The sequence below is a fragment of the Bacillus sp. FJAT-29814 genome (assembly GCF_001510715.1).
Taxonomy (GTDB): Bacteria; Bacillota; Bacilli; order Bacillales; family Cytobacillaceae; genus Neobacillus.
This window is the reverse complement of sequence record NZ_LMTJ01000003.1, coordinates 26,597-45,707: the sequence shown is the minus strand read 5'-3', so window position 1 is coordinate 45,707 and position 19,111 is coordinate 26,597. Positions and strand designations below refer to the sequence as shown.

The following is a 19,111-nucleotide window of genomic DNA, read 5'->3' as shown; positions in this document are numbered from 1 at the left end:
AAACTTGCCGACTGGCGAGTCCGTTAGGACGAAGACAGAGGCGTAGTTGAATTTATGCGACATAAGAAATAAAAAAATTTATTAAAATTTTTTTATTTCTTATTAGCTAAAAATGGGAAAGCACCCACCTTTTCATGTGAAGTGCTTACCCTGAAGACGTACTAACGATTTACTCCACAACACTGCTTAATACTTTTTTTGGCTCCATTCTGGTGCTTGGGTTAAAGATTTGTTCAAATGCAAGATTTAGATTTTCTGACACTTGGCTCCAGTCATCAACGATGAAGGAAGCTGGAGTGTAGCCATTACTCTTTTCGAGCATGGAATAGAACACGCTTCTTTTTTCATCTTGCTCAAGCTTTTCGCTTTCTACTACAGATTTAAGAACCGGAAGCTCGAAATCGATTCTCGCTTTATTCGCTTCTTCATTGGTCCAGAATTTAATAAACTCAAATGCTTCTTGTTTGTGTTTGGAATCCTTCGAAACCGAAATACCTGAAGAGCTTAAAATGCTTACGCTTTTTCCATCTTTAAACGTCGGCAATTCCACTACACCATAATCAATGCCTGCATCTTTTAATGGGTTTAATCCCCATGCGCCATAAACAAACATGGCTACCTTGCCGGATTTCATTTCAGTATCTCCCGAGCCTTCAGTTGTAATGGCGATGCCATCTTTCGCCATGTTCTGGAACATCTCAAATACTTCAACTGATTTCTTGGAATCCAGGTTGCCTTTTAGTTTTCCATTCTTATCGGCATAGGTAGCGTTGTTGCCCCATAGGTACATTTCAAAATCATATGGATCTGGCTTGCCTGAGAAAGCGAATCCTGTTACTTTCGTTTCTTTGTTGGTCAGCTTTTTAGCTGTTGTTTGTAAATCTTCCCAAGTCCAGCCCGCTTTTGGATATTCCACTCCAGCTTTATCAAAAAGAGCTTTGTTATAATAAACCACGTGAGTTGTGTATCCAACTGGCAAGCCGAGGATTTTTCCATCAGCTGAATTGTAGTTCCAAAGCGTTTCATAGAAATTGCCTTTGTAGTCTGCACCCTCTTTTTCAATGTAAGAATCAAGAGGTTCCAGTGCATCTTTATATTGTGGGTAGTTCCACATATACATGACGTCTGGTGCATCTTTCTCACCCATACCGGCGGTGATCTTCGTATCATAATCACTTCCGTATGCTTCTAAAACAACTTCAATATTTTCATGAGACTTATTAAACTTATCAATCAAATTTTGCTGTAATTTAACATCGTCTCCAACATCCCATGTAGCAAAGCGAACTTTGACTTTGCCATCTGCCGTTTTATCGCCATCGTTTTTGCTGGACGATGAACTGCAGCCAGCTAAAAGAAATACTGTTGCAATGAATAAAGATAATATTGATTTTACTAGCTTCATAGAAATCCTCCTTTTAGTATGACAACTTGATTATATTCTGGTTTTTACTAAATGTAAACGGTTTTATTTCTATTTTTACTAAAATTTTTCGTTGGAATAATTTGGTCTAAACACTGGTATATCAAACCTAACTAGTTTTACTAGAGTTTATATGTTAAGTAAAATATGAGAATTTTTGTAAGTGAAAGAATGGTTCACAACAGATTTTTTACTAAAATATTTCATCTGTCACATTCAGGCATTCCTCCAAGTGCCGGTCGCCATTGTGGCCAAATTGGATGTTAGATAATCTTTTGAAAAAGGAGAATACAACCATAATGTATTCTCCTTTTTTCAAAAATTGTCGAAAAAATGACAATTAGAGTCGAATTGTTGATTTACTACTATAATCCATTGTAATATAGTAGTACATTCATTAGATGGGGCCGAGTGGGGTACTGGTGTCCTCCTCAGTCTTCAAAACTGCACGAGACCTGCGTGCCAGGTCTGCTGGGTTCGATTCCCAGGCGGTCCCGCCAAAAAACGCTCTATACCGCTGTTAATCTAATGATTGACTCGGTGATTGGTGGCGTTGATTGAGCCGTTTACATACACAGTTTTCGACCAGTTTAACGAAAAACTGTTAACGACTGATCGTAAAGACTGTCTTGATAGTTGCTCGAAACTGTATAGGTTAAACATTCGTCCTCTTACACTTATTTTGACTGTGGAAGGGGTTTTTTTATTTATGCGAAAAGGTATACGAAGAACAAAGCATGTATCGACTGAAGTTTCGCTCACCATGTCGGAAATGTTCGAAGAATTTATGCTAATAAAAAAGGGCGAAGGTTTGGCGAAAAGAACGATAGAAGGCCATTATCAAAATTTCGGCTATTTTAAGGATTATATGAATGCTGAGTTATCCGCTGAAGAAATGACGACTGAGTTATTTATGGGCTGGATAACATACATGGTCGAGGAAATGGATTATTCACCCATGACCGTTAATATTCGCATTAGAACAATGCGTGCATTCCTTCGATATTGTTTCGAAGATAAAATGTGGATCAATGAGGCAATACATAAGCGCTTCAAGCCGATTAAGGCACCAATAGACGTCGTTGAAGCGCTTACCGTTGAAGAGTATCGCAGGCTAATTGGAGCTATTGACGATGATACTTACGTCGGTTTTCGGACAAAGGTAATATTGCTTATATTGCTCGATACGATGGTTCGCGTTAGTGAGCTCGTAGATATGAAGCGTCAAAATATAGACTTTAAAACGATGTCGATACGATTGGAAGCTGCGGATACAAAGACGCGCATCGGTCGTATCGTGCCAATTTCAACGCGCACAGCTAAACTATTAAGCCAGTACTTGAAAGAAACGGAAGCTTTCAGCAATGACTACGTATTTTTATCGTATGAGGGAGAAAAAATTGGCGAATCCACTGTAAGAGATAACTTACGAGTTTGCGGCCAAATAGCGAAGATAACAAACAAGCGAGTCAGCCCGCACACACTCCGTCATACCGGCGCACTATTTTATATCCTTAACGGTGGCGACCCGTTTAGCTTGCAACGTATTCTCGGACACTCCCATATGAATATGGTACGCCGTTACGTGCAGATGACGAATATGGACATACAGAATCAGCACAATACACACTCACCGCTAAATTACGTATTTAAATAACGATAAATTTTACGCCAGCTTTACGGGCTGGCGTTTTTATTGCGCGTTTTTATTGCGTTTAATTGGCGGATTGTTTACCTTCAAGTCATCCGACTGAAACCTTCTAGCGTTCCCAAAAGGACCGTCCTTCTACTTTCGTACGTGTACGAATTTGAATTAACTAAAAAAAAGAAAAAGACCCCGGCACATGACGTCAGAGCTTCTCTTTATTATCGCCTATAATGTTTCCTTTATTTCCTTCATCGTATGTTCCTCAATATATTCCACAATGCCAATCATGCGCTTAATTATGCGTCTTTTGTGGAACCTTTGTCAGCAATCAGTTCGCCAGCAAGGTCTAGAAACTTCACCTTAACACGAGCCATTGTTAACTTCGCCTCTAATAAATCATTCATAATAACCTCCAAAAAAATCAATCCGAAAAACTTTCCAAATACTGTGTTTAATCCACTATCGCCATATTTCTTTATATTTTTCTGTAGTCGGCTTATTATTAGTCTAAGTATATATGCTTTCTTGACAAACAACAGCACGGCTGATTAGAAACCTAATATAATATAGGCGGACTCTACCTATTTAATCGGCAAGCGGTCTTTTCGTTAAAAGTTTTTATAGGCACTAACTTTCCGTTTGTAGATGTTTAAATTACGGACTTACGGAAAGATGAGAATGCAAGACATAATTCAACCTGCTGGAATTATGAATTTTACGAACCTAAGGAAAAACAGGGTTTCCAGGATTTAAGAGCCGAAGAGAAAAAGAAGTTAGTTCTATTTGGAGTCACAGTAAAATGTCGAAATAGCTGTTGTTCGTTGAACGTCAAAAAGGAAAGCTAAATCATTCTATTATTCCTTCTGGAAGAAAATTTAGTTCCAGTGTAAGGGACAACAAGGTTTCTTCTCGTTTTCCGAGCATCCCATCCGCTAATCCACAAAATCTATTATAAGTAACCTCCTCCGTATAGCCAATGCGACGTATTCCTTTCAGCCTTAACCAGTCATTTATTTTACAGGCTTCTTCTTCATATTCTGCTTCTTTCAACCAGTAATAATCTACCTGTTATTTAATTTCTTCTGGTATATCCTTAAAAGGGAACATTATTGTAAAGAATGCTTGGATTTGTGGAATATTTAATTCATTAGAAAGGTAGGTTCGATGGTTCCCTCTTGTTTCAACATTGTATTTTCCGTTTTATGTGTCATGAGGTGTTTTGTCATTCCAGCCATATTTATACACCAAACGTCTCAACCATTGAGTTTTTGAATCATCTTTTATCCTGATTTACGGGAAAGGTTAGACCTAATATTTCTTTTGGTTTTACCCATGTTGTTCCAAAATCGACGATATCACAGGGTCTGTTTTTCCGAACCGTTTGGTCAAATGTTAGCCACCTTATTTTACGAAATAATTTTAACTATGTACCCTCACCTCCTAGTAAATCGTATTTATTAATTGGTACATTAAATAAATGTTTAAGATGTTTCCAGTCAACATTGAAGCGGCATCCTGCAAGTGGCGGCCATATATTCTCGAGTATCGCCTGGTTAAATAATGAATTATCAAACTGCTGTAACCGCACGCTGATAGGAGGTAAGCTTTAATAAAGAACGAGTTTTGCCTGCGCCCGTCGGACCTGGCAATAACTATCGCATGATAACCCTCAATCTAGAGAGCTCTAAATCCATTTCAAACGTGGGCTTTAACTGAGCTTCGGATTTTCGAAAACCATGCGATTGTAGTAGCGAATAAAAATAAATGAATGCATGCATCCGCTTTTAAGTTCGTCGTCAAGCCCTATTTCAGTAAATCGAAGTCATGGAATACGAACAGACCGATTGAACAAAATTTTTGTAGAGGAAAAACTTAAAGATTGTTCGTATACACAAGGAAAATTTGCAAAAACGATAGGTGTTACGTATACAACATTGATTTTTATTATCAAACGAAAAACACTCCCAACTTTTGAAATTACATATAAAATTGTTACCGAACTTAAGAGGCCTTTGGAAGAAATCTGAATTTTAAATCAATAATAAAACCTTCCAAATACTATAGGAAGGCTTAAATTCATACATATAGTAGGCCATACAACTTTTGAGCGTGCTTTTTCATAAATTGTGACCAATCACGTAAAGAAGGTCAGATTCGAAACGTTTTCTTGGGAGCCTTTAATTTTCCTATGCTGCAAACTTGGTCATTTTAGACAAATTGAGTAACCTTCTTCCGTTTTGCCTTCGGCTTAAACTCAGTCCTAGTACCCTAATTAAAGTAGTAGGCTACTTTTGTTTAACTTTTCTTGCAGTTAATAGGCCCGTCCCCCTATCTTTCCTGATATCGGGATTATCTTGCTAGAAGGTTAATTGAAATTATGTTAACTATTCATTTTTAGAAACTAGTCAAAATGCTTGTTGGAGTAAGTGAGTGCTTGGTTATTTATCTACATCATTAAGTTCCAAAATTAATTTTAAGATTTCTAATATCTTTTTTTGTTGCATCGAACTTTGATTTCCCAGTAATCGAATAATTTCTACTAGAATAGTATTTTCTGATTTACCCTTTGGATCAATTACACTAAAAAATTCTTCTAGGGATACATTTAAAGAATTGGTAATCTTTATAAGATTATCAATACTAAAAGTCATTTCTCCTCTTTCAATTCTACCTATTGACGTGGAATGAAGTGATGATTTAAAGGCTAGTTCTTCTTGACTTAAATTGTTTGCTTTCCGTAAGGAACGAATTCGATCGCCAATTAACTTTGAGAGTTCTTCCATTTAAACAACCCCTTTAGGGTTAGTAAATCTTAATCTATATTATTTTTGAATAGCATATGTGATTCCGATATAGTAATATAAATCATATATGATTTATCCATTGAAATTTATCTGTATTCTTTTTATTTGATTAATAAAGTAGAAATTTACTATGGAGGTTAATATGATAAAGGTGTTTAGGCCGGAGGATATTTCGCTTAAAGAATGGATTGAAATTTCCAATATGAAATTGGCAGAGGCTGTTTTAGATTTGGATATTGAGGGTGTAAAAGAGGCATTACTTGCTGGCGCTGATCCAAATTATAAAATTAACAATTCAAATATAGAAAGTTATAAAGAACCAATCTTGATAAGTGCAATTGTAGGTGATTTCCAAAAAAAGCCACGATTTTCAGAATGTAATCAGGTAGAGATTGTAAGGTTATTATTACAGGCAGGGGCTAATCCAAGAGCAAAGGATTATTGTGGCGTACCTGCTTTATATTTAGCCTGTGATAATTATCCTATTGCCAAATTATTACTTGAATATGGTGTGGATCCAAATGAAATAGTATCGAAAAATGGTAAATCTATTCTGTATTGCATTCATGATTATCGAATAAAAATTATGTATCTGAGGAAAGATCAAAGAGAATTGTGGGCTGTCATTAAACTTTGTGAGAAATACGGCGGTAAGGTTTTTTTTCAGAGAGTATATTAATTTGTTAGATGTAACTATCAAGAAAGGATTAGTCTAGCGCTAGTCCTTTTAAAAGATTTTTTCATTAAACTATAATGCTATGCGTATCTTCCACTCTGCACTCAATAAGGATAAAAAACGATTCCCTTGAGGGGGAGAAGTAGTTCTCTGATTTTTCGTTACCTACCTATATTTGTTTTTGGTAAGAGATAAGTAATATTATATTTATGATAATGTGAAATATCCCCTTTTAGTGGTGGCTCTTTAGCTTCGTGTAATTTTCCTTTGTAAAGGTTCTCCGGGAATACTGTTATCCAACAAACAACGAGCAACATTAAATAAAAAAGTTCTTGGTTTACGTAAAGTAGTCCCTTTTCGTTTCAGAATGAAATCATTCTCACCATTTACTTTTTCCACCTAAAATCCTTCGACGCTAGATCCACTGTTTAAATTCCAAAATAACGAATAAATTCTTATTTATTATCTCAAAGGAGATATACCCTTCCAATGGTTTAGATACACAGTTATTCAGACCTTTTTAATAGTCCTAGTCCCCGGCTTTCTGCAACCCCCTTTTACCAATAAACCCGATCTGATATACCAAAAGAATTTTTTTCTAAAGCCATTTTGTTAACTTGTCCTCCCTCTGTTGCTCGTATGAAAGGAGCAACTAATTATGAACCAATGATTGATACGTTGTTAGTATCTAGAATAACAAATTCTCATTACGCCATTACAATCCCCCCCCCCTCCAATTAAATGGAAAAAATAGTTTTCAAAAGAATAATCTGTTCTTAATAAATATTTCCTGTGCCAGAAATACCATCCGTACTCGAAAATGAAGACATCGCTGCCTGCGCGACAGGCATAATGGTCTTACAAACAAGACGTTTGTTTCCTAGCGTTATATCGTTTTAACACTTGCAGTAAAATCCGTGGATTGCCGCCTATGGTTTAATATTTGTGACTTTTCCAAAAAAGGTATTGACATTTAATTATCAAATGGTTTCGATACATGTGTCATCCGTTAACCATATGAATAGCTGAAAATAAAGAATTGAAGTTATACCTCTACATTTTCAAGCTTTTGGTATTCCGCACTGGTTAAGGGTTTTTTTCAAAAATTATTGTAGTAACTACTTTGTTACTTTGAGGGGAGTTGATAAAGATGACGAAATCAAGCAAAACAGAATATTCAATTCCATTCAGCGTCAGGCTTCCGGAAAGATATATCAAGTACATTGCTAAAAAATGTGCGGAATCCGGGATTAGGCGATCTGAGTATATTCGGAAGTTGGTTTTAAACGATTATCGCGCTAGAAAAAAATAAATTAAAAGATTGATTTTCAATTAACACAAGAGTTTTTGCTTTTGAGATAGGTGGAAAATATAACCGGTTTATGAAACTTAGTACTTTTAAATTGGTTCTATTTCAGAGTTACAAAAAGGAAGGCAGGTTTATAATTCACTCTATCGGATCTCAAAAATTCATAGGTAAATACCAATCTAACTAAAGAGTGTTTCCGATTTTGCCGAAATTCGAACATGTTTTGGACATTTTTTGAACAGAACAAAAGGCGCCCTTTCAACGCTTGTCGGCACTTTGGAACATTTGGAGCATTTTTAAGAACATAAAAAACGCAAAAGAAAGGATGTTTAAGATGGAAGAATTACAAAAACTATTTATTGAAGAAATGATGGAAAACAATGATAAAAACTTTTTCGATGATTTAGAGAAAAACATGGGAGAGCCATGCAAAGAAAAAACAGGACTTGAAGAAATCCAATTTGAAGAATCATCACAAACCAAAGAAAAACCTCAGCTCGTACCGGATTCGGTGCTGGTTGAGGAGAAAATAGCTCGTAGTTACTCTTTTGAGTTAAAACTTGCTGACAAAGTACTAAAAGGCCAGGTATCTAATGATATAGCAACTCAGCTCTGTAAAAGGCTCGGCCATGAAACTGCCATCCTAAATCACGTTGTCAAAATGCCACAAGAGGACATCCAGGCGATGTTAGTACAGCTTAGTCAAGATACCATTTTTCTTACCGAACATTACATTAACCACCATATTGATTTGTTAAAGAGCTTAACTGATCAGGAAGAAGATGGGATTGATGAACCTCAATTACCATTGTTTCCGACGGAGGTATTTCCAGTAGTTTTGAAGAAATATGTGGAGGCAGTTTCAGAATCGTTACAAGTGCCAGTTGATATTCCATCTGTGTTAGCATTTCCTGTATTAGCCGCCTTGTCCATGAGAAAATTTAAGGTTTCGCCTAAGAGAGGATGGTGTGAAGAAGTATGCGTTTATTCGGGTGCATTGGCAGCCCCAGGATCAAAGAAATCAGCTGTATTTAGTCATATGATTAAACCGATACAAACTATCCAGAGGAAAAACATGTTCACTCAAAGAATTGAGCGTGCTGAATATGAATCTACTAAAAAGATACTGACTAGGAAAATAGAAAAACTGGAACAGGATTTAGCCAAGCTTAATGACCCGGAAGCCATCAGTAATTTTACTTCTGAGAAATCAGAATTAATTAAGTCATTGACAAAGTTACCCATTGTTAGTGAAGGGCAAATGATTGTGGAAGATGTCACGCCAGAAGCACTAGTAACTACTATGGTTAATAATGGTGAGAAAATTTCCTTATTCTCGCCAGAAGGGGGATTTGTCACAGGTATGATGGGCAGGTACAGTAGTGACCCCAACATTGACATCTATTTAAAGGGGGTTGATGGTGAATCTCACACAGTCACCAGAAGAAATATTAAGGAACATTTGGAAAACCCTTGTCTCAATATAGGTGCTTTATTTCAACCATCTGTTATCAATGACTTTACGGAATATTCTACGAATAGAGGATTGCCACAACGTTTTCTATTGGCGAAGCCAGAATACAATGTAGGTTATGATAAACTTGATTCTGAACCAGTGACAGAAGAACTTGAAGCTTCCTATAATAAACTATTGAATGATATCCACGATCTTAGTGGTTGTACTTTGACATTTGATACAGGCGCCTATGAAGAATTCCAAAGATTCAGAGATGCTGTCCAAAAACAAATGCGAAAAGGTGAACCTTTTGGTGATTCACATTATTGTGAGTGGATGCGGAAACTTCCCGGAAAACTTTCAAGGCTGATAGCTCTCATACATATTGCAGAGAACTATGATAAGGTTCCCTTCCCAACAAATATTAACTTGGAAACAACCATGAAGGTATGGCAGCTATTTGAGTATTATTCTGAACATTACTTGGCTATTTACGGTAGGCAAAAAGATCCGCTTACACCTGATGAGAAACTAATGGTCGATTATATCATCAAATATAATCAAGATGGTGCTATTGAATGGAAAAAGATTCAGCAAAGTAACCTGAGAAGAAGAATGAACTCAAAGGTCATGAAATCTGTACTTAATTCATTGGAAAGAAGGAGGTTGATAGAAGTTAATAAATACAACTCAAAAATCTTTAATCTTTTAAGTGATATTAAGGAATACACTTGATATTGATCCAAATGTTCCAATAGGCCAATATCTCTATTATGACTGGGTTTTGATGTTCCAAAAAAGGTTCCAAGAATTATATAGGCGTTCCGATATCTCTTGGGGCATATGCGCGAAAAGCTAAAAAAGGATTTAGAATCATCTGGAGGTATTTTCCAAACCCTATTAAACGGAACATTATAAGAACTTTTCACTTTCAAAAACTATCATAAGAGAGTATGGTGTAAATCAAGACCTGAATAATAAACATTTGATGCCTTCGGCTGGTGTTGTTCCTTCTCCAAGTTTTATAGAGGCTGGCATGCTGGGATTGATTATCTAATTATTTCAAGTTGATTTCTAGAATATAAATGGTTACTTTTCCGACATAAATAAAGAGGAGGAGTAACCATAGCAACAATACACGGATTATCCAAAACAAGACTTCATAATATTTGGAGAAAGATGAAAGACAGGTGCAACAATCCGAATGCTTCAAACTATACAAATTATGGGGGCCGGGGCATCACAGTTTGTGAACAGTGGAATAATGATTTCATGTCCTTTTTTAACTGGGCAAATAATAACGGATATGAAGAGCAATTGACCATTGAACGTATGGATGTTAATGGTAATTACGAACCTTTGAACTGCAAATGGATTGATATGCGAGCGCAATCCCGAAATAAACAGTCAACGGTTTATGCGGAAATCAACGGAATTCAAAAACCGCTTATTGAATGGGCAGAACAAAGCGGGATTTCCTATAAAACCATTACTACTAGGTGGTACCGTGGATGGAGAGGCCATGATCTAATTAAAAGATAAAAATAGGATCAACTATTAAAATGAACAATCATTTAGATTGAAACATTTTAAAAAGTTGGTCTTTTTTTTATACCTATTGATATTTTCGTTTAAAATGTTTACATTCCCTTCAGAGAATTCGATTGTATTTCATTAAGATGGCAGGATCTGGCCGGACTTGAGCGGGATTTTATCACAGAGAAAATATTACTCCCCAAAAAACGCAACACACCAAAGTTTAAGAACTGTAAAACTAGTTTTTACAGGGTAAAATATTTACATGAGGAAAATAAACCTGGTTTTTATCAGTACCTTCTGATTGATGAAAAAACAGGAATCATACTAGTGTTGAATATGTAGAGCCTATATCTAATACAACTCTGCCGGGCAATAATTCTTGGAATAATTGATGCCCAAGGAAAACTAAAATATCCTTGCCATAAAAAATTAATTACAAATGCAAAGGTGGGTTTAAAAAGATGCTTAAGGAAAAGAAAAGTCCAAACCTCGATTTGTTAAAAAAATGGAAAGAGCTCTCTTTAAAAAATGGACATGCCCTTGAGGAAATTAATTATCCAGCACTGGCAGTTCATTTGTTTGAACGGTATAAGTAATTATGCAAGGACAGAGCTAAGCTTAGGTACTTCAATGCTGTGTCCAAATTACCTTGGCGGATATCTTCCGTCTATTTTCTTCAGATAGCTGCCAATGTGGAACACACTAATGGTCAGTTGAATAACCCTTTTTCAAATTAAGTAAAATATGGTCTAGCAAAGGGAGAGAAGGTAATTTTACTATAATTTTAAGGCTTTTTATAAAAATATTGTGTTTTAGCGAAAAAGATAACTACTATTAATATACGTGTTTTTTCCAAATTTCGGTTGGAAATAAAAAAATGAATGAAATTTTTGGAAGTAATTCTAAAAAAGAAGGAATGTTCAATCGTGATTTTATCGCGGAAGGAATCAGGAATCTCCTGAACCGAAACATTATTTTTTTCGATATAATTGACGATATTCAGAAACCGTTTATTTGATATTCCTTGTCCGTTAAATTATCAGCAACAAGCTCGCCGGCCAGTTCGAGCATCTGCGTTTTACTACTCCCTGCCTCAACTGCTGATAGTGAGATTCGCTGTAATTAAGCCAGCGTTATACAAAAATATCTCCATACTAATTACTAGAGATTTACCACTTGACTCTAAATAAAAAAATTTCACTATTTTTACATATCCAATGCTACTGAAAAATTATTAAAGGATAAGTATGGGAAACAATGGTTTGAAAAACCGGAAGCTCAATTAAGTAGGAGGGGGTGACTAACCCCCGACCTCTTACACCACCGTACGTACCGTTCGGTATACGGCGGTTCCATTAAGATTGACGTAGAAATTCATAACGATTATATAGACTCCTCAACCCTCGTTGACTCCAATAAGAGTTATCGAGGGTTTTGTGTAATATTGGACTACATGCGATTCTCCAGTATTTCTTTCTGGAGTTGCCCCATTCATATGCTTTATAATCAGGGACGCCTAAACCAATTAGTTTTCTAGCTCTGGTCTTGGGTTTCTTCCACTGTTTCCATTCGCACATTCTAAGCCTTCTTCTTATCCATTCATCGAATTCTTTGAATTTGCTTGAAGTTCAGCTAAAGCGAAGTACCCGCACCATCCTGTTAGATAACGGTTTAACATTTCAATTCTTACTTCTATTGGAAAAGGTTTTGACCGAGAGGTAATTTCTCGAATCTTCATCTTAAAGCGTTTGATGCTTTCCTTCGCGATTCGCACCTTCGGTTCTTTATTCCATGTGAAGCTGAAGCCAAGAAATTTCCGTTTCCATGGACGGTCTACCGCCGACTTATTCCTATTTACCTTCAACTTTAGTTTCTGCTCAACAAACGTCGTAACGGATTCCATTACACGTTCCCCTGCTTTTAATGACTTAACATAGATGTTGCAGTCGTCCGCATAACGGACAAACTTATGTCCTCTAGCTTCTAATTTTTTTATCTAATTTATCAAGAATTATGTTTGAAAGGAGAGGACTGAGAGGTCCTCCTTGCGGAGTACCTTCCTCTGTTGATTGGACGACCCCATTAAAGCATTACACCTGATTGAAGATATTTCCGAATTAGTTTTAGAAGTATGCGGTCTTCAATTCTTTTAGCGAGTATTCCCATCAATTTGTCATGATTGACCTTATCAAAGAATTTCTCTAAGTCCATATCAATTACCCACCAAAAACCTTCTTTGATATAACCCTTTGCTTTTCTTACCGCATCATGGGCTCTCCTGTTAGGTCGGAAGCCATAGCAGTTATCAGAAAAGGTTGGGTCAAAGATTGGGGTTAATACTTGGGCAATTGCCTGTTGGATGAAACGGTCTGTCACAGTTGGTATGCCTAAAAGCCTTATCCCTCCGCTTGCTTTCGGGATTTCGACACGGCGAACAGGGGAAGGTTGATAGTTACCTGTTCTCAAAGCTTCCCGAAGGGAGTCCCAGTTTTCATAGAGATATCGTCGTAGGAATTTTACGGACATTCCATCTATGCCGTGACTTCCTTTGTTCTGCTCTACCCGTTTAAGGGCAGTTAAGAGATTTTCCCGTGACAAGACTCGTTCCATTAACATGATGCTATTCCTTTCCACGTGAATGAAGGCTCTGTTTATGCCGGTACTTGCTCCACCCTCCTAAAGTCCACAACGGATTCACCGCTTCCTCCTTTAGGTAAGTCCTTTCGGATTGTCTGTGTTCAATGCAATCACCGAATGTGCAGATTGCATTCTTTCTTAATAGTTCAGTCCTTCCCATTCTTTCTCGAGTTAGAATGGTACTATGACCTCTGCTGACTTCTGATTGTTCAGCTATCCATTGCTGGATAGGTTACCAAGTGTACTTGGCTTATCAATCAGACCTCCCCGGGTAAGAGTACAGTCTTTCCCTCCATCTGTCTGCTTCATTTACTCTGTACCACCTTCGGCAGTAAGGACTTTGTTTTGACATGCAAACTCATCCAATGATACATAGCCTTATATGAAGTTCGTGTTCCTCAGACCGGAGGTTTGCCGCTCGCTTCCTTCAGATTCCGCGTCACCACGGACACCCTTGCGTTAAGCTAACCATTACTACTGCCTTCATGGCTCGGGACTTTCACCCTATAGACTGCACCCATGCCGGGCGCACATGGTGGGTAACTGGGAAATAGTTTCCCAGTTACATTGCGTGTGAGATACCGAAAGTTTACCTCATGGTAGATGAGGACGTTGTATACACTGAATTTTAAAAGACAAAATAAAAATTGCCAATAAAAATCAGACAGGATTACAAATTGAAACTTCGTGGATAGAATCTCTTGCTCATCATGGTACAGTTGCGGTCATGGGAGGAATTCGAAAGGAGTCGATCAAATCATTCTACCCAGTGAACTTTCTTACCTCCTAACCCCATCCCTTCTATCATTCTTTTTGCATCCCCTTTCAAATTGTACTGACAATTACCAACGTCAACCGCGTTACTTTGTTACACATAACTGATTAAGAAAGGAGGTGGTCATACGGATTTTAAGGTTGTTTCAAGTGGTCCGAATAATTATCGGGTAATCGCTTAAAATTGGCTGTGGTGGCTTTATTTTCCGACTTTATTATCTTCCTCTGCCGGATATCCTTCTCAATCAAGCGCTTAACGTAGCCGCTAAAATTACCTATTGACACTATCCGCTCTAAATAACGTTTATCGTCATCTTTGGTAGTATTAAACGAAACGGACCTTACTTCCTTATTTCTGCTCTCCTTTCAACCTCCCTTCCGAAGTATTATTTTTACAGGTGATGAAAATGTGGAAATGCAACATTGAGGCGTTAATTAGAGAAAGCAGATTAAAAAAGGATTATATTGCTGAAAAAATAAAGGTATCTCCTCGCCAGTTAAGGAAATATGAAAAATTTGAATTATTCATTCCGACCGAAAAAGGCTTGTTATTGGGCAAGTTGTTAAATTGTAGGTTCGAGTATTGTTATAAACTTAGCGATAATAAATAATGCGTTATTACCACTTGGCCTGAAAAAATCTTGTCAGCGGTAAGTAATTCCATTTTAATTAATTCTTAAAAAATCGGAAATATTAGAATAGCTGCCGGAGGTAATTGCGGTTGCTTGAATACATTGTATTTTTCGGCCTGCTTGCTGTTCGTTTATTAGCGTTTAATTCCCGGCCAAAAGTGGATGTTTTGGGGAAAGGTTTATAAGGAAGTATACAAATGAACAGAAACATCCAGATAATCTACAGCGATTCATCAAAAGTATCTCAATCTTGCAGTTTCCTGCTCTGAGGCCGCCACCCGGAAAAGATTGCTTTATTATTTTGTCAACAGATTAAAAAGGATATGCCTTTCCACGCACAGCTGGAGAAGGTCATCATAAACGGCAACCAGGACATTACTCAGTTGGTGCTGGCCTAAGAGCAGGAGCAGGAGGAATGTAATAAATCGATGAATGACAATTTGCCATTTTAAGCCCATTTGCAGGGCTTTTTATTTTGCCACAAAACGTCCATATTCAGATAAAGGGAATAAAGAACGCATATTGAATTTTAAGGTGAAAGGAGGCGTTTTGATGCCGGCTTGGTTATGGAATTTTTGGTATTGGTTTTGGTATTTCCGCAAAGGTAAAGTCGCTTTTCATGTGGTGGATTACGGTGACATCTATCATGCAATTGCATCGAATGGAAAGGTAACAGTCTGTAACTGCTATGGATCGACTCGAGATTCGGCAATAGAAATGGCAGCATTTAAACTTAAGAAAGCACTTGAAGAAGAGAGTGGTTAAATGAATGCTGAGTTATTAAAAGAAATTGAACGGTTGTATTACCAAGAAAAGTTGTCAACACGTAACGTGGCCAGAATATTACATATTGAGGCTCATACGGTCATCAAATACCTTAATCAATATGCAGCCGGCACCAGAGAAAAATCCGAAGCATGTAGATTAAGAACTACTCCCGAATACAGTGAGAAAATCAGGTCAACACAGCTAGGAGAACTAAATACTTGCGCGAAGCTGACTGAGGAACAAGTGAAAAGAATTAGAAGTGAATATGAAGAATTACTTTGGGATGGCTACACCAAAACTGATGCACAATATAAGCTGGCCAAGAAGTATGGCGTGAAACGTCCGACCATTTCGGATGTGGTTTTGAGGAAGACCTGGAAGCATATCTAAAGCCCCTTCTATAATTTAGGAGGGGCTTATTTCTTTCTATTCAATCACTCTGGTATTTCGTTCCTGTAATTGACTATAATCACTTTCTGGTTGAGTTGCTTGTTCATGTGTAGATTGATTTGATTCATGTTTAAATAAAGTAAACATTATTATCGAAACAATCCTGTATGACGTTAACATAAAAATTGTAGTAATCCCAATCCAAAAATAGGTGAGTATTTCATCAAATATATTTATTCGCTCTTTATTGCTAATAATAAACATGTATATTGAAATAATCACTGTAAAAAAACCGGAAAATAGTGCAGAACGAAAGTATCCAAAAAGTAGAGTTTTCCCGTCTATGGTCCCACCAGAAGCAGTGTAGTTGTACAAGTGATTCATTACCGGAGATTTTGATATGCTTAAGATAATCGCTAATAATGCAGCCACAAATCCAAGGACAATTGAAGAAAACGAGATAAGCCCATCTAAAACGTTATCAAATCCTTTTATAGTAGGATCTAAATGAAAGCAATAGGCAATAATCATGACAATCGCTCCCACTACATAGGGATAAATCTTATCTCGAAATCTTCCCATTTTAGTCATCTCCCAATTAATGCAAGTAAACGTGCCCTTTTTGCCATGTATAGTCTTTCCATTTCTAAAATAACTGCCTCATGATTTAAAATTGCCCTTGGTGGTAGTAAGAATGTAGCAATATCATGTGCATTGTCATTGAATAAATCAATAACTTCATTATCGGCCAGCTCAGTTTTTCTTATACTGGCTTCTGCATGACTTACTAAATCTTGATTGGCATATATTTCATCAACGAGTCCCTTTAAATTTCCACCTAATGATGCTTTTCTCTTCCTGCCGACAGTTAAAACAATTTCGCCAGCGATTGTCTCGTAATCATCGAATGCAGTAAGCCATCTTTTTAGGGAATCTCCAGTAACATTTTCACTTGCCTTTTTCACATCAGAGAACTTAATTCTGAGTTTCCTTACTGAATCTGCACTCTTAACTCTCGTCTGCATGTCAGTTACGTAAATTGGCCGCAAGTGAATTTCTTCATTTGGATTACAAAATTGGTTAAAATACTCTTCAATCGCACTTGGACCCAAGCTGTATCTATTTCTCTGTATCATTATGATATTGCATGTTTGATCATAAATTGCAGAAACATTTTCGCCAATATATTCATCATCATCCAAATCAACTGGAACTGACTTTGAATTTTTCTTCGCCTTAGAAGGTAGATTAAAATCTCTTAATCTTGTAAAGTACATATCCCATAGATTTTGAGTATGTCCCATGAATGAAAATTGTTCCATCCTAGCATGTTCCTGTTTGTACTGAATTGTTCTCTCAGCAAGATCCTTATTTTCCATGATTGAAAAAATCGCCCTTACATCAAATGGAACATCACGAAATGTCGGGGCAGAATTCTTTGGTCTACAAACAACATGGAAATAATCAAAGTTTACATATTTAGTATTCATAAATGCCTCCTTTATTTCAGGAGACCCAAACACTCATCTTTATTAAAAATTAATAGCACAAAAAAGTAAACTATTATATAATTAATATAACCAATTTATTGATGACATGTTTGGACATCCTGCATGTCTTTTTTTATTTATTATAATTCTTATGGTCGAATTTGGCTATATAATGGTGATATTTGTCAATTAAAATAGCCCCCTACTCAATGAGCAAGGGGGCTATTTTTTATAACCAGAATTTCGAAATATGTAGAAAATTGTCGTTTTATGTAAATAATCTGTGATATGATATTAATGACTTTTCCGATAACGGCAAACTAATTGAAAGATTAGGACGCAAAGCCATGGGTCTAAGGCAATACTTGTTATGATCGCCAGGCTACCGAAGATAGGGATAAATTAAGATAGTCCTTGTTTTCAGGGCTATCTTTTTTTATTTTTAAGGAGGATGATGAGTTAAGATGGAACTGTCTATTTACAATGTTATTAGCAATGAAGAATTCTATCATGTATTTCAGCCTATTTATGACTTAAATACCATGAGGATTATAGGTTTTGAAGCTTTATTAAGGTCTAGCTCTTCTTTAGATCCAACGATAATATTTGATGAAGCAATAGAAGTAAAACAGCTTTTTGAATTAGATTCGCGGTCTATTCAAAAAGCTGTTCGCACCTACCTAACAGAAGGTTCAGGAATAAAAGGAAAATTGTTTTTAAATGTATACCCGTCTACGATAATACATCCACAATTTTTAAAATTCCTATATAATATTATGTTAGAAAAAGAAAACCTTAGTCAACAGGTAAATGTTCCTTTTGAGATTGTCTTTGAGATTTCTGAATCAGAAGATATGTCAGATATCAATATGCAAATTTTTAAGGATAGGATTAGGAAAATTAAAGAAAATGGAATATTAATTGCCATAGATGATATCGGAAAAGGATTTGTTCCCACTCAGTTATTGGTTGAGATAGAACCAAACTTTTTAAAATTAGACCACTATTTTGCAAGGGATCTTTATCGATCTAATCGTAAACAATTTTTGATTAAGTTATTAATTAAATATTGCAAAGAGTATAATTGTTATCTTATCTTAGAAGGAATTGAAAATGAATTAGACTTGGCAACCGCTCAATATATGGGCATTCCTTACGCCCAAGGTTATTTAATCGGCAGACCAGGATTATTAAAAAATAGGCAATTTACCTAACATGATCTGATAAAATGAACAAAGTGTTAAAGAATCAAAACCCCCATCTCAAGAGAAAAAGGGGATTTTAATTTGTAAAAAAAAAAAATTGTCAAGTTATCTATTTGAATATCAATCCACTTTTGGTAAAATAATCCCATAATTACTTTAAAGCAGGAGAGAAATAAAGTGTGCAATGAGGAACTAACCAAGAGAATTGAATTACTAAGGAGGAAAATGATAACGGTTGGAATGAAAAAGGGCCTTACGTCACCAGATACGATTAGTCTCAGTAAAACGCTGGACCAATTAATAAATATAAAAATGAGTACATAACTAATATAGCCCCCTACTAAAATAGTAAGGGGCTTC

15 protein-coding genes, 1 tRNA gene, 1 pseudogene and 1 riboswitch are annotated in these 19,111 nt (G+C 36.4%); of the genes and pseudogenes, 11 read left to right on the top strand and 6 right to left on the bottom strand.

Annotated features, from left to right (window positions below):
- Positions 1-169 precede the first annotated feature (169 nt).
- Positions 170-1,405 carry a sugar ABC transporter substrate-binding protein gene (locus tag AR334_RS08075; protein ID WP_066307844.1) on the bottom strand — a complete coding sequence of 412 codons (1,236 nt, stop codon included), beginning with the start codon at positions 1,403-1,405 and terminating at the stop codon, positions 170-172.
- Between the two features lie 421 nt (positions 1,406-1,826).
- Here AR334_RS08075 and AR334_RS29445 point away from each other — a divergent pair.
- Both AR334_RS29445 and AR334_RS08070 read left to right on the top strand, forming a co-directional pair.
- Positions 1,827-1,923, top strand: a tRNA-Sec gene (locus tag AR334_RS29445).
- Between the two features lie 209 nt (positions 1,924-2,132).
- Positions 2,133-3,080, top strand: a complete 948-nt coding sequence (locus AR334_RS08070) for a tyrosine-type recombinase/integrase (RefSeq protein ID WP_066307835.1) — start codon at positions 2,133-2,135, stop codon at positions 3,078-3,080.
- 837 nt (positions 3,081-3,917) lie between these two features.
- Here the strand turns inward: AR334_RS08070 and AR334_RS08060 are convergent.
- Positions 3,918-4,121 (bottom strand): hypothetical protein, encoded by a 204-nt coding sequence (locus AR334_RS08060; protein WP_066307826.1) that lies wholly within the window; start codon positions 4,119-4,121, stop codon positions 3,918-3,920.
- Between the two features lie 722 nt (positions 4,122-4,843).
- Between AR334_RS08060 and AR334_RS30745 the strand changes: the two genes are divergently transcribed.
- Positions 4,844-5,098 (top strand): helix-turn-helix domain-containing protein, encoded by a 255-nt coding sequence (locus AR334_RS30745; protein ID WP_156431217.1) that lies wholly within the window; start codon positions 4,844-4,846, stop codon positions 5,096-5,098.
- Between the two features lie 411 nt (positions 5,099-5,509).
- Here the strand turns inward: AR334_RS30745 and AR334_RS08050 are convergent, their stop codons facing one another.
- Positions 5,510-5,854: a helix-turn-helix domain-containing protein gene (locus AR334_RS08050; RefSeq protein ID WP_066307816.1), complete on the bottom strand. Its 345-nt coding sequence runs from the start codon at positions 5,852-5,854 to the stop codon at positions 5,510-5,512.
- Positions 5,855-6,017: 163 nt separating this feature from the next.
- Here AR334_RS08050 and AR334_RS08045 point away from each other — a divergent pair, with 163 nt between their 5' ends.
- From AR334_RS08045 to AR334_RS30590, 4 genes are all read left to right on the top strand, one after another.
- Positions 6,018-6,554, top strand: coding sequence for an ankyrin repeat domain-containing protein (locus AR334_RS08045; RefSeq protein ID WP_066307812.1), 537 nt, complete (start codon positions 6,018-6,020; stop codon positions 6,552-6,554).
- Positions 6,555-8,194: 1,640 nt separating this feature from the next.
- The gene (locus tag AR334_RS08040; protein WP_066307809.1) at positions 8,195-10,051 is read left to right on the top strand and encodes a YfjI family protein; all 1,857 of its coding nucleotides are present in this window, start codon (positions 8,195-8,197) and stop codon (positions 10,049-10,051) included.
- 444 nt (positions 10,052-10,495) lie between these two features.
- Complete coding sequence (locus tag AR334_RS08035) at positions 10,496-10,858, top strand: hypothetical protein (RefSeq protein WP_066307805.1); 363 nt, start codon at positions 10,496-10,498, stop codon at positions 10,856-10,858.
- Positions 10,859-11,316: 458 nt separating this feature from the next.
- A complete protein-coding gene (locus tag AR334_RS30590; RefSeq protein ID WP_301337155.1) occupies positions 11,317-11,451 on the top strand; it encodes a hypothetical protein in 135 nt (44 codons plus the stop codon).
- A gap of 759 nt (positions 11,452-12,210) precedes the next feature.
- Here AR334_RS30590 and ltrA read toward each other — a convergent pair.
- A pseudogene (gene ltrA / locus AR334_RS08030) lies at positions 12,211-13,471 on the bottom strand (group II intron reverse transcriptase/maturase).
- Between the two features lie 1,979 nt (positions 13,472-15,450).
- On the opposite strand from ltrA, the gene AR334_RS29435 reads away from it, so the two are divergent.
- Complete coding sequence (locus AR334_RS29435; protein ID WP_156431213.1) at positions 15,451-15,663, top strand: hypothetical protein; 213 nt, start codon at positions 15,451-15,453, stop codon at positions 15,661-15,663.
- Positions 15,664-16,056: a hypothetical protein gene (locus AR334_RS08015; protein WP_066307799.1), complete on the top strand. Its 393-nt coding sequence runs from the start codon at positions 15,664-15,666 to the stop codon at positions 16,054-16,056. It abuts the gene before it with no gap.
- A 36-nt stretch (positions 16,057-16,092) separates the two neighbouring features.
- Here the strand turns inward: AR334_RS08015 and AR334_RS08010 are convergent, their stop codons facing one another.
- Both AR334_RS08010 and AR334_RS08005 read right to left on the bottom strand, forming a co-directional pair.
- Positions 16,093-16,638, bottom strand: a complete 546-nt coding sequence (locus tag AR334_RS08010; RefSeq protein WP_066307798.1) for a hypothetical protein — start codon at positions 16,636-16,638, stop codon at positions 16,093-16,095.
- A gap of 5 nt (positions 16,639-16,643) precedes the next feature.
- A complete protein-coding gene (locus tag AR334_RS08005; RefSeq protein ID WP_066307795.1) occupies positions 16,644-17,546 on the bottom strand; it encodes a DUF6731 family protein in 903 nt (300 codons plus the stop codon).
- A 304-nt stretch (positions 17,547-17,850) separates the two neighbouring features.
- Positions 17,851-17,936, top strand: a riboswitch (cyclic di-GMP riboswitch).
- 74 nt (positions 17,937-18,010) lie between these two features.
- Between AR334_RS08005 and AR334_RS08000 the strand changes: the two genes are divergently transcribed.
- Positions 18,011-18,760 (top strand): EAL domain-containing protein, encoded by a 750-nt coding sequence (locus AR334_RS08000; RefSeq protein ID WP_066307790.1) that lies wholly within the window; start codon positions 18,011-18,013, stop codon positions 18,758-18,760.
- Positions 18,761-18,928: 168 nt separating this feature from the next.
- Complete coding sequence (locus AR334_RS28780) at positions 18,929-19,075, top strand: aspartyl-phosphate phosphatase Spo0E family protein (RefSeq protein ID WP_082692846.1); 147 nt, start codon at positions 18,929-18,931, stop codon at positions 19,073-19,075.
- The last annotated feature ends 36 nt before the right edge of the window (positions 19,076-19,111 follow it).